General features: G+C 63.8%; 21 protein-coding genes. 12 read left to right on the top strand and 9 right to left on the bottom strand.

Features of this window, described 5'->3' with window-relative positions; genetic code table 11:
- Positions 1-84 precede the first annotated feature (84 nt).
- From Q2941_RS18240 to Q2941_RS18230, 3 genes are all read left to right on the top strand, one after another.
- Complete coding sequence (locus Q2941_RS18240) at positions 85-1,671, top strand: B12-binding domain-containing radical SAM protein (RefSeq protein ID WP_027528203.1); 1,587 nt, start codon at positions 85-87, stop codon at positions 1,669-1,671.
- A gap of 6 nt (positions 1,672-1,677) precedes the next feature.
- A complete protein-coding gene (gene eutC / locus Q2941_RS18235) occupies positions 1,678-2,460 on the top strand; it encodes an ethanolamine ammonia-lyase subunit EutC (protein ID WP_027528202.1) in 783 nt (260 codons plus the stop codon).
- Between the two features lie 205 nt (positions 2,461-2,665).
- Positions 2,666-5,032 (top strand): efflux RND transporter permease subunit, encoded by a 2,367-nt coding sequence (locus tag Q2941_RS18230; protein ID WP_027528201.1) that lies wholly within the window; start codon positions 2,666-2,668, stop codon positions 5,030-5,032.
- Positions 5,033-5,059: 27 nt separating this feature from the next.
- Here Q2941_RS18230 and Q2941_RS18225 read toward each other — a convergent pair whose 3' ends face one another.
- Positions 5,060-5,893, bottom strand: a complete 834-nt coding sequence (locus tag Q2941_RS18225; protein WP_027528200.1) for a hypothetical protein — start codon at positions 5,891-5,893, stop codon at positions 5,060-5,062.
- Between the two features lie 69 nt (positions 5,894-5,962).
- Positions 5,963-6,460, bottom strand: a complete 498-nt coding sequence (locus Q2941_RS18220; RefSeq protein ID WP_027528199.1) for a hypothetical protein — start codon at positions 6,458-6,460, stop codon at positions 5,963-5,965.
- 459 nt (positions 6,461-6,919) lie between these two features.
- Between Q2941_RS18220 and Q2941_RS18215 the strand changes: the two genes are divergently transcribed.
- The 6 genes from Q2941_RS18215 to Q2941_RS18190 all read left to right on the top strand — a co-directional run bounded on the left by Q2941_RS18215 (position 6,920) and on the right by Q2941_RS18190 (position 13,057).
- Positions 6,920-7,162, top strand: a complete 243-nt coding sequence (locus tag Q2941_RS18215) for a hypothetical protein (protein ID WP_027528198.1) — start codon at positions 6,920-6,922, stop codon at positions 7,160-7,162.
- A gap of 182 nt (positions 7,163-7,344) precedes the next feature.
- On the top strand, positions 7,345-8,229 hold the full coding sequence (gene hpnC / locus Q2941_RS18210; protein ID WP_027528197.1) for a squalene synthase HpnC: 885 nt from the start codon (positions 7,345-7,347) through the stop codon (positions 8,227-8,229).
- On the top strand, positions 8,219-9,058 hold the full coding sequence (gene hpnD, locus Q2941_RS18205; protein WP_027528196.1) for a presqualene diphosphate synthase HpnD: 840 nt from the start codon (positions 8,219-8,221) through the stop codon (positions 9,056-9,058). The genes hpnC and hpnD overlap by 11 nt, the downstream gene beginning before the upstream one ends.
- The gene (hpnE, locus tag Q2941_RS18200) at positions 9,058-10,314 is read left to right on the top strand and encodes a hydroxysqualene dehydroxylase HpnE (protein ID WP_027528195.1); all 1,257 of its coding nucleotides are present in this window, start codon (positions 9,058-9,060) and stop codon (positions 10,312-10,314) included. The genes hpnD and hpnE overlap by 1 nt, the downstream gene beginning before the upstream one ends.
- A gap of 53 nt (positions 10,315-10,367) precedes the next feature.
- A complete protein-coding gene (gene shc, locus Q2941_RS18195; RefSeq protein WP_458193323.1) occupies positions 10,368-12,326 on the top strand; it encodes a squalene--hopene cyclase in 1,959 nt (652 codons plus the stop codon).
- A complete protein-coding gene (locus Q2941_RS18190) occupies positions 12,323-13,057 on the top strand; it encodes a phosphorylase (protein WP_027528193.1) in 735 nt (244 codons plus the stop codon). The genes shc and Q2941_RS18190 overlap by 4 nt, the downstream gene beginning before the upstream one ends.
- A 97-nt stretch (positions 13,058-13,154) precedes the next feature.
- On the opposite strand, the gene hpnH is transcribed toward Q2941_RS18190, so the two are convergent.
- Together hpnH and ispH are read right to left on the bottom strand one after the other, a co-directional pair.
- Entirely contained in the window at positions 13,155-14,303 is a 1,149-nt protein-coding gene (gene hpnH / locus Q2941_RS18185; RefSeq protein ID WP_254106952.1) for an adenosyl-hopene transferase HpnH, read from the bottom strand.
- Positions 14,304-14,338: 35 nt separating this feature from the next.
- A complete protein-coding gene (ispH, locus tag Q2941_RS18180; RefSeq protein WP_027528191.1) occupies positions 14,339-15,265 on the bottom strand; it encodes a 4-hydroxy-3-methylbut-2-enyl diphosphate reductase in 927 nt (308 codons plus the stop codon).
- 430 nt (positions 15,266-15,695) lie between these two features.
- On the opposite strand from ispH, the gene hpnN reads away from it, so the two are divergent.
- Positions 15,696-18,284 (top strand): hopanoid transporter HpnN, encoded by a 2,589-nt coding sequence (gene hpnN / locus Q2941_RS18175; RefSeq protein ID WP_027528190.1) that lies wholly within the window; start codon positions 15,696-15,698, stop codon positions 18,282-18,284.
- Here the strand turns inward: hpnN and Q2941_RS18170 are convergent.
- Entirely contained in the window at positions 18,252-18,857 is a 606-nt protein-coding gene (locus Q2941_RS18170; RefSeq protein WP_027528189.1) for a DUF2147 domain-containing protein, read from the bottom strand. The two genes, hpnN and Q2941_RS18170, sit on opposite strands and share 33 nt — an antisense overlap.
- 124 nt (positions 18,858-18,981) lie before the next feature.
- On the opposite strand from Q2941_RS18170, the gene hpnO reads away from it, so the two are divergent.
- Positions 18,982-20,373: an aminobacteriohopanetriol synthase HpnO gene (gene hpnO / locus Q2941_RS18165; RefSeq protein ID WP_458193322.1), complete on the top strand. Its 1,392-nt coding sequence runs from the start codon at positions 18,982-18,984 to the stop codon at positions 20,371-20,373.
- Between the two features lie 29 nt (positions 20,374-20,402).
- Positions 20,403-21,137 (top strand): DUF1444 domain-containing protein, encoded by a 735-nt coding sequence (locus Q2941_RS18160; protein WP_458193321.1) that lies wholly within the window; start codon positions 20,403-20,405, stop codon positions 21,135-21,137.
- Between the two features lie 51 nt (positions 21,138-21,188).
- Here Q2941_RS18160 and Q2941_RS18155 read toward each other — a convergent pair whose 3' ends face one another.
- The 4 genes from Q2941_RS18155 to Q2941_RS18140 all read right to left on the bottom strand — a co-directional run bounded on the left by Q2941_RS18155 (position 21,189) and on the right by Q2941_RS18140 (position 23,167).
- The gene (locus tag Q2941_RS18155) at positions 21,189-21,494 is read right to left on the bottom strand and encodes a HigA family addiction module antitoxin (protein ID WP_458193320.1); all 306 of its coding nucleotides are present in this window, start codon (positions 21,492-21,494) and stop codon (positions 21,189-21,191) included.
- 14 nt (positions 21,495-21,508) lie between these two features.
- Complete coding sequence (locus Q2941_RS18150) at positions 21,509-21,790, bottom strand: type II toxin-antitoxin system RelE/ParE family toxin (protein ID WP_458193319.1); 282 nt, start codon at positions 21,788-21,790, stop codon at positions 21,509-21,511.
- Positions 21,791-21,851: 61 nt separating this feature from the next.
- On the bottom strand, positions 21,852-22,619 hold the full coding sequence (locus tag Q2941_RS18145) for an anti-sigma factor family protein (protein ID WP_458193318.1): 768 nt from the start codon (positions 22,617-22,619) through the stop codon (positions 21,852-21,854).
- Positions 22,616-23,167 (bottom strand): sigma-70 family RNA polymerase sigma factor, encoded by a 552-nt coding sequence (locus tag Q2941_RS18140; RefSeq protein WP_458193347.1) that lies wholly within the window; start codon positions 23,165-23,167, stop codon positions 22,616-22,618. The genes Q2941_RS18145 and Q2941_RS18140 overlap by 4 nt, the downstream gene beginning before the upstream one ends.
- Between the last annotated feature and the right edge of the window lie 24 nt (positions 23,168-23,191).

Below are 23,191 nucleotides of genomic sequence, written 5' to 3'. Positions count from 1 at the left end.
TTGAGGAATTTCGGGCCCAGCGTTACGTTATGTGTCTCTATGTCTGTTCTGCACGGTTTGTAGAAGGTCGTTGGGGGAAGTTCGATGCGCGCTGAAAGCAACGGAACGGTCCGGCACATTCTCTGCGTCTTTCCGCGCTACACATCGTCTTTCGGCACATTCGAGCACGCCTATCCCCTGACCGATGGCGTCAAGGCCTTCATGCCGCCGCAGGGGCTGCTGCTGATCTCCGCCTATCTGCCCAGGGAGTGGCAGGTGAAGTTCGTCGACGAGAACCTCCGTCCGGCGACGAAGGAGGAGTTCGAATGGGCGGAGGCGGTCTTCGTCAGCGGCATGCACATCCAGCGCCAGCAGATGAACGACATCTGCCGCCGCGCCCATGAGTACGATCTGCCGGTCGCGCTCGGCGGCCCATCGGTCAGCGCCTGCCCGGATTACTATCCGTCCTTCGACTATCTCCATGTCGGCGAGCTCGGCGATGCCACCAATGAGCTGATCGCGATCCTGTCGCGCGACATCGCGCGCCCGGCGCAGCAGGTGGTGCTGACGACCAACGACCGCGTGCCGATGGCGGAGTTTCCGATACCCGCCTACGAGCTTGCGGAGGTGAAGAAATACTTCCTCGGCAGCATCCAGTATTCCAGCGGCTGTCCCTACCAGTGCGAGTTCTGCGACATCCCCGGCCTCTACGGCCGCAACCCGCGCATCAAGACGCCGCAGCAGATCATCGCCGAGCTCGACCGCCTGCGCGAATGCGGCATGACCGACACGGTCTATTTCGTCGACGACAATTTCATCGGCAACCGCAAGGCGGCGATGGACCTGTTGCCGCATCTGATCGAGTGGCAGAAGAAGACCGGCTATGTGATGCGGCTCGCCTGCGAGGCGACGCTCAACATCGCCAAGCGCCCGGAAATCCTCGAGAAGATGCGCGAGGCCTATTTCATCACCATCTTCTGCGGCATCGAGACGCCCGATCCCGACGCGTTGCACGCGATGCAGAAGGACCACAACATGATGGTCCCGATCCTTGAGGGCGTGCGTACCATCAACTCCTACGGCATGGAGGTGGTGTCCGGCATCATCATGGGGCTCGACACCGACAAGCCGAACACGTCGGATGCGCTGCTTTCGTTCGTCGAGGAATCCCGCATTCCGCTGCTCACGATCAACCTGCTCCAGGCGCTGCCGAAGACGCCGCTGTGGGACCGGCTCGAGCGTGAGGGCCGGTTGATCAACGATGAAGGCCGCGATTCCAACGTCAACTTCCTGTTGCCCTATGACGATGTCGTGGCGTCCTGGAAGTTCTGCATGGAGCGGGCCTACGCGCCCGAGAAGGTCTATGCGCGCTATCAGCACCAGTGTGACTACACCTATGCCAACCGCATCAAGGTGCCGGTGCCTGCGGAGATGAAGACCTGGCCCAACATCAGGCGCGGTCTCGTCATGTTGCGCAACATCTTCTGGAAGGTCGGCGTGCTCGGCGACTACAAACGCGTGTTCTGGAAGTTTGCGCTGGGCCGGATCAGGCGCGGCGATCTCGAAGGCCTGATCGGGTGCACCATGATCGCGCACCATCTCATCACCTTTGCGCGCGCGGCATCGAGCGGCCAGCAGAACGCGTCGAACTACTCGCTGCGGCTGCGCGAGGCGTCCGTTCCCGCTGAATGATGCGACATGTCTAGCCCTGCCGTTCCGAGCCGCCCGACCCTGGACCTGCGGACGTTGACGCCCGCGCGCGTGGCGCTCGGGCGCAGCGGGGCGAGCCTGCCGACCAAGCCGCTGCTCGACTTCACGCTCGATCACGCGCGCGCCCGCGACGCCGTGCATGCCGTCTTCGATGTCGAGCGGATGATCGCCGAACTCGCCGAGTTCGGCGTTCCCGCTGTTGCGACGAGGAGCCGCGCCGCCGATCGCGGCGACTATCTGCGGCGGCCGGATCTCGGACGCCAGCTCGAGCCGACATGCGCCGAGCATCTCGCGTCGCGCGCCGCGGATCCCGGCCGGCTTGTAATCGTGATCGGCGACGGATTGTCGCCGACGGCGGTGCATGCGCACGCGATTGGGTTGTTGCGCGCGCTGCTGCCGGACCTCGCCGATACGCCGCCTGTCGCAGTTGACCACATCGTTGTCGCCTCAGGCGCACGTGTGGCGCTGGGCGACGAAATCGGCGCTATTCTCGGCGCAGCCATGGTCGTGATGCTGATTGGCGAGCGGCCGGGCCTGTCGGCCCCCGACAGTCTCGGGGCCTATCTGACCTTTGCGCCAAAACCCGGCCGTACCGATGCCGAGCGCAATTGCGTCTCCAACATCCATCGGGCTGGGCTCAGTTGTGACGAGGCAGCCTTCAAGATCGCCTGGCTGGTCCGCGCAGGCCTGTCGCGGGACGTGACCGGCGTGGCGCTGAAGGACGAGAGCGGCGATCTGCCGGCGCGAATCGGCACAGCGCTGCCAGAATGAGCCATCAAGGGCCGAAATTGCCGCATCTTGATCGATTTTGTTGCCCAGCGCGCGCTTGCGAGGGGGCGTGCCGACCTGCTAAACCCCTCGCGGCGATTTCCCGCGCTTTTTCAAAGGGCAAGCCTCCCATCTGTGTGGCGTTTTCCAGCCGATATGCGGGGCGCATAAGCTCACCAACCGAGCCGATTTAGGAACTGGACAAGGCATGCTCGAAAAGCACAGCGAGAGTGAGGTTCATGTCGACAAGGTCGAGCAGGGACCTTCGTCCTCCATCGCTTTTGGACTTGAACGCATCGGGCTGATTGCCGTCCGCGCGCCGGTCCTGTCCTGCCTGATCCTGATCGCACTGATCGTCGGTGCCGTCTTCGGCATCGAGCGGATCAAGATCGACGATTCGCTGTCGCAGCTGTTCCGCTCCAACACGCGGGAATTCCGCCAGTACGAAGAGGTGACGAAGAAGTTCCCGGCCGAGGAGTTCGACGTCCTCGTCGTGGTCGAGGGCAAGACCTTGCTGGCGCGCAACAACCTCGAGAAACTGCGTGACTTCGTCACCGACATGCAGCTGGTCGAGGGCACGCGCGGCCTGGTCTCGCTGTTCTCGGCACGCCAGGCGCCGGCGCCGGGCAAGCTGCCGGCGGCGCTGTTCCCGGCCGAGCTGCCCGAGGGCGCGGCCTATGACCAGTTCATCGAGACCGTCAAAAACAACGAGATCATCCGCGGCAAGCTCTTGTCCGAGGACGGCACGCTCGCGCTGATCGTGCTCTCGCTCGATCCCGAAGTGGTCGCCTCCAGCAAGCTGACCAAGACCGTCGGCGACATCCGCGCGCTGATGAAGGAGGATCTCGGCGACACCGGCCTCAGCGTGCAGCTTTCTGGCGTGCCGGTGATGCAGCTCGAAATCCGCAACGCGGTCGAGCGCGACGGCCTCACCTACAACATCCTCGGCATTCTCGCCGGCTGCATCATCGCGATCATCTTCTTCCGCAAGATCTCGTTCATGGTGGTGGCGGCATTCCCGCCGATGATCGCGATCCTGATCGCGCTCGGCGCGCTCGGCTGGGCCAACTTCAATCTCAACATGTTCCTGAACGTGATGACGCCGCTCATCATGGTCATCAGCTTCTCGGACTCGATGCAGCTCACCTTCGCCGCGCGCGACCGGCTGATCGCGGGCCAGGACAAGTTCACCGCGTTCAAGAACGCGGTGCTGGTGGTGGGCCCGGCCTGCGTGCTGACGCACGGCACCGCCGGCATTTCCTTCATCGCGCTGCAGTTCTCCGACTCCGACCTGATCCGCAAGTTCGGCGAGGCCGGCCTTGCCGCCACCATCATCGCGCTGGTCACGGTGCTGTCGCTGGTGCCGGTGTTCGGCGTTCTCTTCGTGCGCAACGAGAAGATCTTTGCGGTCAAGTTCCAGAGCGCTGATGCCGGTGTGCAGGCGCTGCGCAATTTCTGCTACTGGATCGCGGTGCGCATGGTCGGCCGGCCCGGCCTGTTCAGCCTGATTGCGCTGCTGTTCGTCGCCAGCCTCGGCGTCATCTACGCCAATCTGCAGCCGCGCTACCGGCTCGCCGACCAGGTGCCGGACAAGCGCCAGGCGGTTGCCGCCAGCAACCGGCTCGACGCCAAGCTGACCGGCGCCAACCCGGTCAACGTGCTGATCACGTTCCCCAAGGGTGAATCGCTCTATTCGCCGGAGACGCTGCAAACCATCGCGGATGTGCACGCGACCGTCGAGAAGGCGGCGGGTGTCGGCAACGTCTGGTCGCTGGAGACGCTCCGCCGATGGCTGGCGGAAAAGGCCGGCAGCGACGATGTCGCGACCCTGAAGGAATACGTCAACGTCATCCCCGAGCATCTGGTGCGGCGTTTCATCGACGCCGAGCAGGATGCGGTGGTCGTGGCCGGCCGCGTGCCGGACAAGGACTCCAGCCAGCTCTTGCCGATCGTCGACAAGCTCGATGCCGAGCTCGACGCCGTCCGCAAGAAGCATCCCGGCTACGAGGTCGCCGTCACGGGTCTCGCCGCCATCGCCGCGCGCAACTCGGCCGGTATGATCGAGAAGCTGAACCGCGGCCTCACTGTCGAATTCGCGCTGGTCGCGATCTTCATTGGTCTCGCCTTCCGCTCCTGGGTGGTGATGTTCGCCTGCATCCTGCCGGGCATCTTCCCGGTCGTGATGTCCGGAACGGTGCTGTGGGCGATGGGCGAGGGGCTGCAATTCGCCAGCGTCGTCGCGCTCACCGTCTCATTCGGCCTTGGCCTCTCCGCAACCATCCACTTCCTCAACCGCTTGCGATTGGAGAGCAAGCCGGGCGTCGGTTCGGCGCTCGCGGTGGAGCGCGCGACCGTGCTGGTCGGCCCGGCGCTGATCCTGACCACGGTGGTGCTGGCCTGCGGCCTCGTCGTCACCGTGTTCTCGGACCTGCCGTCGCTGCGGCTATTCGGCTGGCTCAGCGCCTTCTCGATGGTTGCAGCGCTCGTTGCCGACCTCTTCATCCTGCGCCCGACGGCGATGTGGCTGATCAACCTGCACGAGAAGCTGCAAGGGCCGGACAAGCGCGCGATCTGAGCGAGGCGGCTTCATGCCGCCTCTTGCTCACGCCTCGATACGGACGATCCCGTACGGATTGAACTTGAAGTCGTCCTCGCGGTATTTCGTCTCGTGTGAGACCGCGAGCTTGCGCGCCTCGAGCGTCGCCTCGATGCCGCGTTCGGCCATCTCGTTGGCGATCTCCTCCATAATCATCACGGTGCCCCAATCGCCGTCGCCGGCTCTGGCGACATAGACCTCGGGCAGGCCGACGAGGTGGTAACCGACCGTCTCGTTGTAGCGCTCGCCGCTGAGCGGGCGCTTGGCGAAGGCGAGGCGGCACGCTTTGGCCAAAGCGGGAGTCACGGCAAGACCCTGGCCGGTTGTCGCGCCCTTGCGCGCCTGATCAGCCAGGTTTCGCCAACGCTCGAGGCCATGCGCGACCCCCGCGCTCTCGCCTTTCACGGCCGTCGCGCCCGCTTCGATCATCTCCTCGACGATGCGCAGGGCCGCCGCTGAATAGGCAACCGTCTTCTGCTGATCCATCGGAGGACTCAGCACGTAGAGCACCGACTTGTGGTTGACCACGGCCTGCTCATCGGCGGCCGTCCAGGCCAGCGGAAACACGCGATCCCAGCAGACAGAAAACGACCGTGGCATATGCGGATCGGGCTTGGCTTGCGAATAGGTGCGGTCGATCTCGAAGCCAAAATCCTCGATCGTCTTCACGACGTCCTTCGGCGGATGCAGCAGGCTTTCGTCCTTGCCGAGAAAGCAGAGCACGTGACGCGGCTTGACTGCGGGCGCTTGCATTTCCGTCACCGGCGCATCACCCGCGAAGGCGGCATGCGGGGCGAGGAAGCCGACCGCCTTGAGCAGGGTTCTGCGAATAGGGTCCACGTCATGAAAAACCCCCGGCTCGCGAGAACCAGGGGCCATGTTGTCCAGTCAACGGGTGAGGGAAGCGCTTCAGCTCTTCACCATGGTGATGTTGACGCCGCGGATCTCGCCCTTGGAGCTGATCTGCACCGTTTGCTTGTTGCCGTTGGTGCGCAGCGTCAGGTTAGCGGCAAAACCGTTGGCCTCGACGAACACGTCGATCTGGCCGCCGCCGGCGGTGCCCTGCAGATTGCCGAAGATGTTGCGGCTGGCTTCGCTCCAATTGCCCGAAATGCGGTCGCCCTGGCTCGTCACGTCGCTGGTGAGGTCGAACTTGTAGCTGTCGCTAGCACAGTGCAGCGCCTGCTTCAGGCCGAGACCGCTGGCCGCGACCTTGTAGTCCGCCTTGCAGCGGATGCGCTCGGTCGAGCCGTCGGACAGCGCCACGGTGCCGGTGCCCGACCACGCGCCGTCAAAGCCGGCAAAGGGTCCGGACGACTGAGCATGGCTCGCCGAAACCGAGAAGAGCAGCGCGGCGCCAATGCCTGCCGCCTTGATCGCCAGTCCAGACCGTCCAAAGAATTTCATGTTCGAATATCCCGTTTTTTGAATGACGTTCGCTCCTAACAGAACGTCTCGCCGCATCGAAGGTTTAGTGTCCCCATCTGCTGGCAGGTTCAAACCATAACCCTGCGAGGTGTCAGGACGGCGAACGATTGCGGCCGTTTTCGCCGTTCCGCGCAGGGTTTCAGCTGTGCCTTTTCGATGACGTGTGCAAGGGCTTGCGATGCATGTCTGCAACAGGTCCATGGCAAAACACCGGCTGCCTAAATAATCGCATAGTATCAATCCCTTACATCTGCCAATGAAGGCCGTGCGAAGGTGCGATCTGGTGGATTTGGTGCCAATTTGGCCGCATTTACCAGTGCTTGTGCTGTCTCCACTGCTGCGCGCTCCGCGGCAACGCCATCAGAACAATCCGTTCCGGTCGTCCGCCCTGTGCTGTCCGGGAACGGAGAGATTCTGCCGCCAGAATGAAGGACTACAATGCGTAAATATCTCCTCGCTCTCACCCTGCTGTCGGCATCCCTTTCGACCGCGGCGTTCGCCCAGCAGCCCCAGCAGGGGCGCGGCACCGCCGAAGAGCAGAAGGCCTGCACGCGCGACGTGCAGAAATTCTGCCGTCCGGTCATCGATCAGGGCGATTTCACGATTCTGGCCTGCTTGAAGGAGAATCGGGCCAAGATCTCGCAGGCTTGCGATCAGGTCCTGAAGACCCACAACCAGTAAGCTTTCGCGGGGCCCGTGGAGCGTTCACGGGCCCGCCTTTGCGGCGGCCTCGATTCGTGAGGGCAGGGACCCGCGAGACAGGTTGGTTTTGCGGGCATATTCCCCTATATGGGGGCCGCGACGGCTCGGCCGGGCGCGCCTAAAAAAGCCTTCCTGTTCAGACGATTGTTAACCAGTCCTCGATGACCTCTGCGAGCGAATTGCGATCCGGCAAGGGTGACCGCGACGAGAATTTTCCCGTCGCGTCGTGGATTATTCATCCGCGTCACCGCGCGCTGATCCTCGCCTTCTACAATTTCGTCCGCACCGCCGACGATATCGCCGACCATGCGACGTTGCCGCCTGAGGAGAAGCTCGCCTATCTCGACCTGCTCGAGGCCGAGCTCAACGGCAACGGCGACACGCAGGCCGAGGCCGTCGTTCTCCGCCGTGCGCTGGCCGAGCGCGGTATGCCGCCGCGTCATGCGCTCGACGTGTTGATCGCCTTCCGCATGGACGTGACGAAGCTGCGCTACGAGACCTGGGACGAGGTCATCCACTACTGCCGCTATTCGGCGATGCCGGTCGGCCGCTTCATGCTGGACGTGCACGGCGAGGCGACCTCGACCTGGGTCGCTTCGGATGCGCTCTGCGCCGCCTTGCAGATCAACAATCACCTCCAGGATTGCGGCAAGGATTTTCGCGCGCTCAACCGCGTCTATCTGCCGCGCGATGCGCTGGCCGCAAGCGGCGCCTCGGTCGAGCAGCTCGGCGGCGATCATTCGCCGCCGCAGATGCTGGCCTGCCTCCAGGCACTCGCCGCACGCAACGAAGAGCTCCTGAACGAGAGCAAGTCGCTTTCCGCGGAAGTGCGGGACTTCCGCCTGGGCGTCGATATCTCGGTGATCCAGGCCTATGCCGACCGCATCGTGCGCCTGCTCAAGGTGCGCGATCCCCTGCGCGAGCGTGTGCATCTGAACAAGCTCGAGCTCCTTACCTTCAGCCTCGCTGGCATCGCCGGTGAAATCGGCCGCCGCGCCTTAGGGCGCAGGCCAATCTCCAATCCGGGGCCGGCGCATGACGCTTGAGGCGACCACGCCCGGCGCCAGTTATGGCTCGACCGCATCCGGCAGCTCGTTCTACGCCGCGATGCGGATCCTGCCGCGCGACCAGCGCGAGGCGATGTTCCAGATCTACAGCTTCTGCCGCCAGGTCGACGACATCGCCGATTCCAACGGCCCGCGCGATGAACGTCTCGCCGCGCTTCAGGAATGGCGCAACGACATCGATGCGCTCTATCAGGGCCATCCGCCGGCGCGGCTCTCCGACTACGTCGCTTCCGTGAAGACCTTCGGACTGAAGCGGGAGGATTTCCTCGCCATCGTCGATGGCATGGAGATGGACGTGCCGCAGGACATCCGCGCGCCGGACATGGCAGTCCTCGATCTTTACTGCGATCGCGTCGCAAGTGCCGTGGGACGCCTGTCGGTGCGGGTGTTCGGCATGCCGGAAGAGGATGGCATCCTGCTCGCCTATCATCTCGGCCGCGCGCTCCAGCTCACCAACATCCTGCGCGACATCGACGAGGACGCCGGCCTCGGCCGGCTCTATCTGCCGCGCGAAGGCCTGCTGCATGCCGGCATCACCTCCAATGATCCGCAGCGCGTGATCGCCGAGCGCGCCCTGCCAAAGGTCTGCCTGCCGCTCGCCCAGCGCGCGAAAGCGCATTTCGAGAAGTCGGACGAGATCATGGCGCGCAACAAGCGCCGCGCGGTGCGTGCGCCGCGGATCATGTCGAAATATTATCACGCCATTCTGGACCTCTTGCTCGAACGCGGCTTTGCCGCGCCCCGCACGCCGGTGCGTGTATCCAAGATCACACGTATCGCCATCCTACTCCGCTACGCAATTTTCTGATGTCAAAGACAGCTCACATCATCGGCGCCGGAATTTCCGGCCTCTCTGCCGCCGTGCGGCTCGCCAATGCCGGCTTCAAGGTCGCCGTGCACGAGGCGACGCAGCAGGCCGGCGGCCGCTGCCGCTCCTATTTCGACGGCGCGACCAATCTCGTCATCGACAACGGCAACCATCTCCTGTTGTCGGGCAATCGCCACGCGCTCGCCTATGCGCGCTCGATCGGCACCGAAGCGGGGCTGGTGGGCCCGGCGCGCGCGCAGTTTCCCTTCGTTGATCTGAAGACGGGGCAGCGCTGGCAGCTCGATCTCGGCGACAGCCGCCTGCCGGGCTGGGTGTTCGACGAGAGCCGCCGTGTCCCCGACACCGGACTGACCGACTATCTCAAGCTCGCGCCGCTGATCTGGGCGTCGGAGGAGACGCTGGTCGGCAAGTCGATCCCCTGCGAGGGCGTGCTGTATCAGCGCCTGGTGCAGCCGCTGTTGCTCGCGGCGCTCAACGTCGATCCGCCCGAGGGTTCGGCGGGGCTTGCCGGCGCGATCGTGCGCGAGACGTTGCTCGCCGGCGGCCAGGCCTGCCGCCCGCTGATCGCGCGCGACGGTCTGAGCGCTGTGCTGATCGAGCCCGCGGTGAAGTTCTTGACCGAGCGCGGTCACTCCGTGCAGCTCGGCCACGAGCTGCGCTCGTTCACGACCACGGACGGCAAGGTCAGCGCGCTCAATTTCGGCGGCGAGGACGTCGTCGCGATCGCGCCAGACGATGTGATCGTGATGGCGGTGCCGCCACGTGCCGCCGCTTCGCTGCTGCCGGGTGTGAAAACGCCGACGCAATTCCGCGCCATCGTGAATGCGCATTTCCGCTTTGAGCCGCCGCCGGGCTCGGCCCCCATCCTGGGCGTCATCGGCGGGGTCGTAGAGTGGCTGTTCGCGTTCCCGAACCGGCTGTCCGTCACCATCAGCAATGGCGACCGGCTGGTCGAGATGCCGCGCGAAGAACTCGCGCAGACGATCTGGAACGATGTCTGCATGGCGGGCGGCGTTGCCGGCGAGCTGCCACCCTGGCAGATCGTGCGCGAGCGCCGCGCCACCTTTGCCGCCACGCCCGAGCAGAATGCCTTGCGTCCCGGGCCGGTCACCGCGCTGAAAAACCTGTTTCTTGCCGGCGACTGGACTGCTACGGGATTGCCAGCAACCATTGAGGGATCGGTCCGGTCCGGCGATCGCGCCGCCGATTTGGTCCTGGCCGCACAGCGGACCTGACGGGCTTTGGTCCCGGTCAATTATCCAGACAACTATCGGAGATATCGAGCGAGATGCATTCCGTGAACAAGAGCGCGACTACCCGCGAAGTCTTGGAATCGAGCATTGCTTCGGCCACGCAAGGGTTGCTCGGCTTCCAGCAATCCGACGGCCATTGGGTGTTCGAGCTCGAGGCCGATTGCACCATTCCGGCCGAATATGTCCTGTTGCGGCATCATCTTGCCGAGCCGGTCGATGCCGCGCTCGAGGCCAAGATCGGCAACTATCTACGCCGTGTGCAGGGCGCCCATGGCGGCTGGCCCTTGGTGCATGACGGTGAGTTCGACATGAGCGCGAGCGTGAAGGCCTACTTTGCGCTCAAGATGATCGGCGATTCCATCGATGCGCCGCACATGGTACGGGCCCGCGAGGCGATCCGTTCGCGCGGCGGTGCGATTCATAGCAACGTCTTCACCCGCTTCACGCTGGCGATGTTCGGCGTGGTGAGCTGGCGCGCAGTGCCGGTGCTGCCGGTCGAGATCGTGCTGTTGCCGTTCTGGTCGCCGTTCCACCTCAACAAGATCTCCTATTGGGCGCGCACCACCATGGTGCCGCTGATGGTGCTTGCGGCGCTCAAGCCGCGCGCGCGGAATCCGAAAGGCGTGGGCATCGACGAGCTGTTCCTTCAGGATCCGCGCTCGATCGGCATGACCGCCAAGGCGCCGCACCAGAGCATGGCCTGGTTCGTGCTGTTCCGCTCGCTCGATGCCATCTTGCGCGTCATCGAGCCGATGTTTCCCAAGAGCCTGCGCAAGCGCGCGATCGATGCGGCGCTCGCCTTCACCGAGGAGCGGCTGAACGGCGAGGATGGCATGGGCGCGATCTATCCGCCGATGGCCAACATCGTCATGATGTATGACGCGCTCGGCAAGGACGAGAGCTATCCGCCGCGCGCGACCACGCGCCGGGGCATCGACAAGCTGCTCGTGATCAGGGACGACGAAGCCTATTGCCAGCCCTGCGTTTCGCCGATCTGGGATACGACGCTCAGCGCTCACGCGCTGCTCGAGGCCGGCGGCACACAAGCCGTACCGGCCGCGAAGCACGGCCTCGACTGGCTGATCCCAAAGCAGGAGCTCGATGTGAAGGGCGACTGGGCGGTGAAGCGGCCCGAGACGCGTCCCGGGGGCTGGGCCTTCCAGTACAACAATGCCCACTATCCCGATCTCGACGACACCGCCGTCGTGGTGATGTCGATGGACCGCATGCGCAAGGAGCACGGCACCGCCGGCTATGACGCCGCGATCGACCGCGGCCGGGAATGGATCGAGGGCATGCAGAGCGACGATGGCGGCTGGGCTGCCTTCGACGTGAACAACCTCGAATATTACTTGAACAACATCCCGTTCTCCGACCACGGCGCGCTGCTCGATCCGCCGACCGAGGACGTTACCGCGCGCTGCATCTCGATGCTGGCCCAGCTGGGCGAGACCGAGAAGACCAGCAAGCACGTGGCCGATGGGGTCGCCTATCTCCGGCGGACCCAGCACCCGGAGGGCTCCTGGTACGGCCGCTGGGGCATGAATTTCATCTACGGTACCTGGTCGGTGCTGTGCGCGCTGAATGCGGTCGGTGTCGGCCACACCGACCCGATGATTCGCAGAGCCGCCGACTGGCTGGTCTCGATCCAGAACAAGGACGGCGGCTGGGGCGAGGACGCCGTCAGCTACCGGCTCGACTACAAGGGCTGGGAGGCCGCTCCCTCGACCGCCTCGCAAACGGCATGGGCCTTGCTTGCTCTCATGGCGGCAGGCGAGGTTGATCACCCGGCCGTCGCCCGTGGGGTGGAGTACCTGATTGCAACACAGAACGAAAAAGGACTGTGGGACGAGCAGCGGTATACCGCCACAGGCTTCCCCCGCGTGTTCTATCTACGTTATCATGGTTACCCGAAGTTCTTCCCGCTGTGGGCGCTGGCGCGGTATCGGAACTTGCGGAACACCAACAGCAGGGTGGTAGGGGTCGGAATGTGACTTTGGGGACGGGGGACGGGGGCTCCGCGGGTAATGCAATAGACCTGCGGCCGATACTTATTGTGACCGGTCTGGTTCAGGAGGCCCGCATCGCGGCCGGCCCTGGCATGGCCGTTATCTGCTCTTCCAGCAGCCCGACGCAGCTGCGGGCGCTTCTCACGGTGGTGGATCCCGAGAGCATCCGGGGCGTGATCTCGTTCGGCGTGGCCGGTGGGCTCGATCCCACGCTCCGCTCGGGCGACGTCGTGGTCGCGACCGAGGTGCTGGCGGGCGATGCCCGCTGGGCCGCCGGCCTGTCGCTCAGCGAAGACCTCATCGACCGCCTGACCTCCGGACGGCGCCGCGTTGTGCGCGGCAGCCTCGCCGGTGCCGAGGAAGTGGTCACGGGCAGCTCCTGCAAGGCGGCGCTGCACTCCGAGACCGGGGCGGCCGCCGTCGACATGGAGAGCCATATCGCGGCTGCCTACGCCGCCGAGGCAGACCTGCCGTTCGCCGCACTCCGGGTCATCAGCGATCCCGCCCACCGCGCCTTGCCGGCGCTGGCGCGCGAGGCGATCAAGCCGAATGGCCAGATCGACGTGGCGACGATCTTGCGCGGCCTCGTGCGCAATCCGGGCACGCTGCGCGCGCTGGTCTCCACCGGCATCGACTTCAACCGAGCACTGCGTTCCCTGCGCGTCAGCCGCGATTTCCTGATCGGCAGCGATGGGCCTGTTCCCGAGACCGTCTGAGCGGTTTTGAATCGGACAAACTATTCGAAGCGGACAAACAAAAAAGGCCCGATCGCAACGCAATCGGGCCTTTTTGTTGCCGTCGATGTCCAGCCGCTTACGCGGCGGTCGAGGCCTTCTCCTGGGCGGCGAGCGCCTCGTCGCGGCGGATCTCGGAGAGCTTCTTCTGGACCTGCTCCGAGAAGATGTACTGCGCCGGACGCTGCTTGGAGAGGTCGATCTCAGGCGCCATCGGACCCGAGGTCTTGACGCCGCGCATTGCGACCCAGGCCGCCTTGATCGGGTTCGTCAGCGCCGCCGTCGCCGCCGTCGGCTCGTAGCCGCAATGCGCCATGCAGTCGGCGCACTTCTCATACTTGCCGGTGCCGTAGGAATCCCAGTCGGTGGTCTCCATCAGCTCCTTGAAGGTCTTGGCATAGCCTTCGCCGAGCAGATAGCAGGGCTTCTGCCAGCCGAAGATGTTGCGCGCGGGCATGCCCCAGGGCGTGCACTCGTATTCCTGGTTGCCGGCGAGGAAGTCGAGGAACAGGCCGGAATGCATGAAGTTCCACTTCTTGCCCTTGCCCATCGCGAAGACGTCGCGGAACAGCTTCTTGGTCTTGGTGCGGTTGAGGAAGTGCTCCTGGTCCGGCGCGCGCTCATAGGCGTAGCCGGGCGACATCGAGACGCCGACGCCGAGCTCGGTGGTGAAGTCCAGGAACTTTGCGATCTCTTCCGCCGGATGGCCATCGAAGATGGTCGCATTGACGTTGACCGTGAAGCCGCGCGCCTTCGCCGCCTTGATCGCGGACACGGCGCGGTCGAACACGCCCTTCTGCGACACCGCCTTGTCGTGGTGATCCTTCAACCCGTCGAGATGCACCGAGAAGAACAGGTACGGGGAGGGTTCGAACAGGTCTAGCTTCTTTTCGAGCAGAAGCGCGTTGGTGCAGAGCGAGACGAACTTCTTGCGCGCCACCAGGCCGCGTACGATCTCGCCGATCTCCTTGTGGATCAGCGGCTCGCCGCCGGGGATCGCCACCATCGGCGCGCCGCATTCGTCCGCGGCGTCCCAGCACTCCTGCGCCGTCATGCGGCGGTTGAGGATCGCGTCCGGATAGTCGATCTTGCCGCAGCCGACGCAGGCGAGATTGCAGCGAAACAGCGGCTCCAGCATCAACACGAGCGGATAGCGTTTGCGGCCAAGCAGTTTCTGCTTGACCAAATAGCCGCCGATACGCATTTCCTTGAAGAAGGGTATTGCCATCACACGTTTCTTTCTGGGCTTGGAATTCAGGTAGGTCAGCTTGCGGCGAGTTCCGCCGGAAGCCGAAATTCGATGTTTTCCTCGCGCCCTGGCAGCACCGAGACCGAAACCGGTCCGATCCGTCGCAGGGCTTCGATCACGTCATCCACGAGAACCTCAGGTGCCGAGGCGCCGGCTGTGATGCCGACGGTCTTGGCGTCTTTCAACCATTCCGGATTGAGCTCGCGGCCATCGGCGACCAGATAACTCGCCACGCCGGCCTCAGTGCCGATTTCGCGGAGCCGGTTCGAGTTGGAACTATTGGCAGCGCCCACCACCAAGATCACGTCGACCAGCTTACTTAAATCCCTTACCGCAGATTGGCGGTTCTGTGTCGCATAGCAGATATCCCGGATGTCAGGGCCTTGAATATCTGTAAATCGGGCCTGGAGGGCCGCAATAATGTCCCTGGTGTCGTCCACCGACAGCGTGGTCTGGGTGATGTAGGCCACTGGCCGATCGGCCGGCAGCATCAGGGCCTTAACCTCTTCGACGCTCTGGACCAGCAGCACGGGGCCCGGAACCTGGCCCATGGTTCCCTCGACCTCGGGATGGCCGGCATGGCCGATCAGTATCAGGGTACGGCCCTTGGAGATGTAGCGTTTCCCCTGATTGTGAACTTTCGTGACCAAGGGGCAGGTCGCGTTCAGCACAGGAAGGTCGCGCGCGGCAGCCTCTTCCTCGACGCTGCGCGCCACGCCGTGGGCGCTGAAAACAGTCATTGCCTTCGGCGGAACCTCGGACAGCTCCTCGACGAAGATCGCGCCCTTCTGCTTCAGGCTCTCGACGACGTATTTGTTGTGTACGATCTCGTGGCGCACATAGACGGGCGGGCCGTACTTCTCCAGCGCCCGCTCCACGATCTCGATGGCACGCACCACGCCGGCACAAAAGCCGCGCGGCTGCGCTAGATAAATTTCCATAGGGTGTCCATCACGCAAGTTGCACCAAATCCGTTCAGTTGTCCCCGGCGGCACCCCGATACTCACCAATAGTGCAATATCCGCACCATTGGTTCCGCACCGGTGGTAGCCGCCCACCCGTCCGTTTGGCCCCAAGCGCATGGAGGCACAGGGCCTTGTGTCAAAAAAACGGCCGCGAGGGAAGGCGGATCGCGTCCTCGGTTCCATTAACGGTACTATGATGCGGCAAGGTTAAGGCAGGTCCTCACCCCTTCGTCACTTTACCGCCTCAACTGGCCGTCTATACCCGCCCGCGCGATCGTTGACTTCCGTCAATTCCTCGAACCTCCCGACGGGTCAAACCGCCCAAAACAGCGATAGGTTTCGCCGGGGAACTCCGATAAACAGCGGGCGTTTCCGGCAAGCTGTTTGAAAGCCAGAAAGAATAGATGTGCTGCAAACTATAGTCGTTGCGATCGTCCGAGCCTGCACCCGATTTGCCACCCTCGTCGTTATCGCCGGGCTCCTGCTGGCGGTGGGCGCGGGCTACTACGCGGCGCGCCATTTCGCCATCAACACCGATATCAACTCGCTGATCGCGCAAAATCTCGACTGGCGGCAGCGCGACCAGGCCTTCGATCGTGCCTTCGATCGCGACGCCACCATTCTGGCCGTCGTCGAGGCGGCGACGCCCGAGATGACGACGGCTGCGGCCGACGCGCTCTACGCCAAGCTGAGGGACGACAAGACCAATTTCGTGTCGATGCAGCAGCTCGGCACCGGCGAATTCTTCGAGAAGAACGGGCTGCTGTTCCTGCCGACCGAAGAGGTCGGCAAGATCACCGGCCAGTTCGAGTCGGCAGCGCCCCTGATCGAGATCATGGCGGGCGATCCCTCGATCCGCGGCCTCACCGGCGCGCTGGAGACCGGGCTTGCCGGCGTCAAACGGGGCCAGGTGAAGCTCGACAACACCGAGCGTCCCTTCAACCTGATCGCGCAGACGGTTGAGACGGTCCTGAACAAGGGCAACGCAATCTTCTCCTGGCGCGAGCTCGTCAGCGACAAGCCGCTCTCCGACTCGGACAAGCGCGCCTTCATCGAGTTCAAGCCGGTCCTCGATTACAACGCGCTCGAGCCCGGCAAGGGCGCGACGGATGCGATCCGCAAGGCCGCGGCCGACCTTGATTTCCCGACCAAGTACCAGGCGCGGGTGCGCCTGACCGGTCCGGTCCCCATCGCCAATGAGGAATACGCCACGGTGCAGGAAGGCGTCGTCGTTAACGGCATCGGCACCGTCCTGGTGGTGTTGCTGATCCTCTGGCTCGCGCTGCATTCGGCGAAGATCATCTTCGCCGTGTTCGTGAACCTGTTCGTCGGGCTCGCGATCACGACGGCCGCAGGCCTGATGATGGTCGGCTCGCTCAACCTGCTTTCGATTGCCTTCGCCGTGCTGTTCGTCGGTCTCGGCGTCGATTTCGGCATCCAGTACAGCGTCCGCTATCGCTCGGAACGCTACAAGGTCAATGATCTCACTTCTGCGCTCGTGCTGGGCGCCAAGCGTTCGGCGATCCCGCTGTCGCTGGCCGCGATGGCGACTGCCGCAGGCTTCCTCTGCTTCATGCCGACCGATTACAAGGGTATTTCCGAGCTCGGCCAGATCGCCGGTGTCGGCATGCTGGTGGCGTTCCTCTCCTCGATCACCGTGCTGCCGGCACTGTTGAAGCTCTTGAACCCGCCTGGCGAGAAGGAGCCGGTCGGCTACGCCTTCCTGGCGCCGCTCGATCACTTCCTGGAGAAGCACCGCGTGGTGATCGTGGGCGGCACGCTGCTCCTCGCCGTCGGCGGCCTGCCGCTGCTCTACTACATGAAATTCGACTTCAATCCGATGAACCTGCGCAACCCCAGGGCGGAGTCGATCGCGACCTTCCTTGACCTGCGCAAGGATCCGAACACCGGCGCCAACGCCATCAACGTGCTGACCAATTCGGAAGAGCAGGCGACGCAGATCGAGGCGAGGCTCGAGAAGCTGCCGGAGGTGCTGCGGGTGATGTCCCTCGACAGCTTCGTGCCATCGGATCAGGCACCGAAGCTGAAGCTGATCGCGCAGGGCGCCAAGGTGATCAATCCCGCGCTCAACCCGGATCAGGTCGACGCTGCGCCTTCGGACCAGGAAAATGTCGACTCGCTGAAATCCTCGGTCGAGGCCTTGCGCAGGACTGCAGGCAACGACAAGGGACCCGGTGCTACCGCCTCGCGGCGGCTTGCGGATGGGCTCGAGAAGCTGGCCAACGCGGACGAGGCGACCCGCAACAAGGCACAGGACGTCTTCATTACGCCGATGAAGATCGTGTTCGATCAGCTCAGGAACGCGATGCAGGCCGAGCCGGTCACGCTGAAGTCGCTTCCGTCTGATCTGGTCAATGCCTGGAAGAGCAAGGACGGCGTGATCCGCGTCGAGGCGCTGCCGCGCGGCGATCCCAACGACAACGACACCTTGCGCAAGTTCGCCGCGGCGGTGCTCGCAGCGGAGCCGATGGCGATCGGCGGTCCGGTGTCGATCCTGAAATCGGGCGATACGGTCGTGCGCGCCTTCATCATGGCGGGCATCTATGCGCTGGTCGTCATCAGCCTGCTCTTGTGGATCACCTTGCGGCGCTTCACCGACGTGCTGATGACGCTGGTGCCGCTCCTGGTTGCGGGAGCCGTGACGCTCGAGATCTGCGTGTTGATCGGGTTGCCGCTCAACTTCGCCAATATCGTCGCCTTCCCGTTGCTGCTCGGCGTCGGCGTCGCCTTCAAGATCTACTATGTCGTGGCTTGGCGCTCCGGCAGGACAAACCTGCTGCAGACCAGCCTGACGCGGGCGATCTTTTTCAGCGCGCTGACGACGGCGACCGCGTTCGGCAGCCTGTGGCTGTCGAGCCATCCCGGCACGTCCAGCATGGGCAAGCTGCTCGCGCTTTCGCTGGTGACGACGCTCGCCGCCGTGCTGCTGTTTCAGCCGGCCCTAATGGGCAAACCCCGCAATCTCAGGGAGTAGGCAGATGTCGCCAACGGGATCGGCGGCAGCCTTCTGACCGGGTTTTGCGCTCGCGCCGGTGCTCTTGGGAGCGGCAGGCGCTGCCATCTTGGGCGCGGCGCCGGTGGTCTTCGGCGCGCCCTTGGCCATGCTGTTGGCGGGGCTCGACGGGATCGGCGGCCCGACCCGGGTCCAGGTCTCGCCGCCACAGAGAAAGCCGAGCACGCAGCCCTTGATCTCGAGCTGGTCCGTGCCAGCGGGTGTGATGGTCGACGCGTAGAGCTGGCCATCCTTGGCGTTGTAGACTTGGCCCTCCCACTGGTCGGCGCCGGCCTTCTTCTTCATGTCGATCAGGATCGCCATGCCCAGGGTCGGCCTGCTCTTTTTTGAGACATCCGGGTTGTTCTCATCGCGGCCGCCGGGGGTCTTCTCCCAGGACACCGCGCCCCACATGCTGCCATTGCATTGCGCCACGCGGATGTTGGCGACGCCGTCGGCGACCCGCCAGTCGCCGGTCGGATCGGCCGCGAAGGCCGGGTTCAAACAGCTGAAACCGCTAACCAGTATTATTCCGGAGTAAAGGGCCAAACGCATGATAGTTCCTTGGCAGTGCAACATGATTTAAAGCTGTGCTTGCGAAGATGGTCCGAAAAAGGGCAAAAGGCCGCAACGACCGTTTTCTGTTGACGACACGACCATCAACCGAAGTATGTAGCGGATGCACACTCCAAATCCAGACATGGCCCAGCTCTTTGCTGACCGCGAGGCGCAACGCAGCTCCCTGCATACGCGTCACCTGAACGAGCAGTTCGTTCGGGTGCTCAAGACCATCGGTTATGACGTCGGCTTCCAGAAGGGGCAGGGGCAGTACCTCTACGACCGCGATGGCGCGCGCTATCTCGACCTGCTGTCCGGCTTTGGTGTGTTCGCGATCGGCCGCAACCATCCCGTGATGCGCGAGGCGCTGAAGAGCGTGCTCGACGCCGATCTGCCCAATCTCGTTCAGTTCGACGTCTCGACGCTCGCCGGCGTGCTCGCCGAGCGGCTGCTCAAATATGTGCCCTATCTCGACAAGGCGTTCTTTGCCAATTCGGGTGCGGAGAGTGTGGAAGCGGCGATCAAGTTTGCGCGCGGTGCCACCGGGCGCCCAGGCATCGTCTATTGCGCCCACGCCTATCACGGCCTGACCTACGGCGCGCTGTCGCTGACGGGGGACTCGAATTTCCGCAGCGGCTTCGAGCCGTTGCTGCCCGGCTGCACCTCGATCCCGTTCAACGATCTCGCCGCGCTGGAAAAGGCGCTGTCCTCGCGCGAGGTCGCAGGCTTCATCGTCGAGCCGATCCAAGGCAAGGGCGTCAACATGCCCACCGACGAGTTCCTGCCGGGCGCGGCTGCGCTCTGCAAGAAATACGGCACGCTGTTCATCGCCGACGAGATCCAGACCGGCATGGGCCGCACCGGCCGCTTCCTCGCGGTCGAGCACTGGAATGTCGAGCCCGACATGGTGCTGCTGTCGAAGTCGCTCTCGGGCGGCCACGTGCCGGTCGGCGCGGTGCTGACGCGGAAAAGCATCTTCGACAAGATCTTCAACCAGATGGACCGTGCGGTGGTGCACGGCTCGACCTTCTCCAAGAACGACCTTGCGATGGCCGCCGGCATCGCCACGCTGGACGTGATGGAATCCGAGAAGCTCATCGAGGCTGCCGCCAAGCGCGGTGCCGAGCTTCGCCTCGCGCTCACCCGCATGGTGCCCGGCTATGAGCTGATGAAGGAAGTGCGCGGCAAGGGCCTCATGATCGGCATCGAATTCGGCCCGCCGAAATCGCTGCGCTTGAGGGCGTCCTGGAACGTGCTGGAGACGGCGAACAAGGGCCTGTTCTGCCAGCTCATCACCGTGCCGCTGTTCAAGGACCACAAGATCCTGACGCAAGTCGCCGGCCACGGCAGCCACACCATCAAGCTGCTGCCGCCGCTCACCATCACCGAAGAAGACTGCAACTGGATCGAGAAGGCGTTCGACGACGTCATCGCCGGCAGCCACAAGGTCCCCGGCGCGATCTGGTCGCTCGGCAAGACGCTGGTGGACAATGCGGTGAGGCGGTCGGCGTAGGTGCCGGCTTCCAATCAAGTGACATCGCCATGTCCTTGCATTCGGTTCTTCGTTCAAAGCAGCGTCGGGCCCTGACGGCCTATCTCTGTCTGTGCGTCGTCGCGCTATTGGATGGATCGCTCGCGCCAAGGAGCGCCGCAGCGCAGACAGGCCCGCCCGCCGACAAGAGTGCTGAAAATCTGATGGTCGTCATCAGAGAGATGCCCGGCGCTAACAAGCAGGACGAGGCGTTGGAGCCGTTCGGCAAACTGCGCGCCCGACTGGCCGATGGCAAGGAGGTCGAATTTGAATTGGCGACCTTCAAATTTCTCGGGGACATGCAAATCAGGTTCGTGTTTGACGGACCGGTTTCCATGCTGAACGCAACTCCCCAGGATCTCGCGCGACTGCGCCTGAATCCCGAGCAAGCGCTTCGATTGGCGGTCGGCAATATCAAGCGCGTTTACGGTGATCCCGTCGCCCGGCCCTGGACCGGAGGCCTGACGCAGGTTCAGGGGAAATCCTCTGATCTCGATAGTAGCTATTTTCTCGATCGGGATTTTTGGAGAGACTTGGCTCGACAGTATCCGGAGGGAATTGTGGTTGCCATGCCCAAGCGCGGCGGCCTGCTATTCACGCCGCTAAGTAACAGTGAAGCCGTTGACGGATTGCGCAGAGGTGTCGGCTATCTCCATTCGAGCAGCGAGCAGATGCGGGTCTCGTCAGGCCTCTATCTCTTCAGGGATGACCACTGGACCGTCTTCCAGCCGCCGCGTACCCAATGAGATCGCGGTGATACTCGGTCAGGTCGTCGCGAGCGACGGCACCGTTCGGTCTCAGGCCGCCTTGGGTTTGTTCACCGTTTCGATACGATCGAGCGCCTTGCCCAGATCGCGCTTCGCGATCTGGATGTCGTAATCATTCTGAAGATTGAGCCAAAGCTCGGCGGTCGTGCCGAGCGCCTTGGCTAGCCGAAGTGCGGTGTCGGCGGTGATCCCGGTCTGCTCACTCGCAATCCGCTCGATACGCGTGCGCGGCAGGCCGCATGTCTTGGCGAGCGCTCCAGCGGACATGTCCAGCGGGATCAGAAACTCCTCCCGCAAAACCTCGCCAGGATGCATGGGCTTGAGTTTCTTGGCCATCGTTGCGTTCTCTCCTAGTGATAGTCCACGATCTCGACTTCATCGGGACCTTGTGCTGTCCAGACGAAGCACACCCGGAACTGGTCGTTGATCCTGATCGAGTGCTGACCTTTGCGATCGCCCGCGAGGGCCTCCAGGCGGTTGCCGGGTGGCGCCCTTAAGTCGCTGAGTTCACTTGCAGCGTGAAGATAGCGCAATTTCCGGCGCGCGACCTTCACCAGGTCGGCCGGAAAGCCTTTGGGACTTTCGCCGTTAAAGACCGCCTCAGTCGTTTTGTTCCGAAACGTTCTGATCACTGAAGCAGTGTATCATTGTCTGATACATATGCAAGTGATTGTATCATTGCATGATACATTCTCAGAAGCTACCCTCCGCATTCGCCTTCATCGCCGTTTCGAGCTTGTCGACGAACTCGGAGAGCTCGTCGGCGCCGAGATCGCTCACGGCCCAGAAGTTCAGGCCGCGGTCGCCCCAGCGGCGGCAGTTGAAGCCCTGCATGGTCTGGGTCTTCGGCGGGCGGTGCTCGGCGCTTGCGGTCTGCGACACGAACAGGTTGATGATGTGCTGGCGGCGCCGGTAGATCACAGCGCCGATCGCGCGGGCGTCGATATAATCGAGCCGGCCGCCGACCAGCGTAAAGCCCTGCGCGGTCAGGTCGATCACGGGCGGGGCAACGTCGAGCTTGCCGTTGAACCACGGTTTTACGGTGTGCTGGTCGGTGGAGACGACGTCGGTCAAATGACCGGCCTGAAGCGAGCGCAGATGCGCGGAAACGACCTCGGACAGGATGCGCTGCTGGTCATCCTGGCGCAGCACGATGGCCACGAGGCCGGTGGCGGCGAGCGCCGAGACCGCCGAGCCCATCGCAAAGCCGCGCAGCACCGCGCGGCGGCTCTGCTGACGCGGCTGCGGCAGCGAGGCCTCGATGCGGGCACGCAAGTTTGCCGGCGCGGTGTAGCGCAAATCGGTATCGGCGAGCACGTGCTTCATCTCGCGCTGGGCGGCGAGCTCGGCCGCACAAACCGGGCAGGCCGCGATGTGCGCCTCGACCTCGCTGGTATGGCCGGCGTCGAGCTCGCCGTCGATCAGTGCGTGAAGCAGAAGCTTTGCCTCGTCGCAGGTCATTTCGGTTGCTCCTCTTCCGCCATCCAGGCTGCGCGCAGCATGGCGCGGGCGCGGGCAAGGCGGGACATCACGGTGCCGATCGGCGCGCCGACGGCGTCTGCGATTTCGCGATAGGACAGGTTGTTGATCTCCCGCAGCACAAAAGTTTCCTTGAACGGTTCGGCCAAAGCCTCGATGAGTTTTCTGATCGCCGTCGCGTCACGCGTGCGCAGCATGTCAATTTCGGGATTTGCTTCGGTCTCGCGCCAGATCGGCGGCTGCTCGGCCGCTTCGGGAATATCCTCGATCGCCGCGGGCGCATGCGCCCGACGCGCATATTCGGCATTGCAGACGTTGCGCAGGATTGCGAACAGCCACGGCTTCATCGCCGGGCCGCGATAGCTGTCGAAATGCTTCAGCGCGCGCAGGTAGCACTCCTGCACGGCATCCTCAGCATCCGAGGCGTCACGCAGCAGATAGCGCGCGAGCGTATAGACGTCGTCCAGATGCGGCAGCGCCGCTTCACGGAAGCGCCGCGCCTTGTCGGGATCGTCGCTGGTGGAGGGCATCGCCGCTCGCTTTGCCTTGTCGCC

The sequence above is a fragment of the Bradyrhizobium sp. UFLA05-153 genome (assembly GCF_054185185.1).
This window is presented reverse-complemented; position numbering and strand designations above follow the sequence as displayed.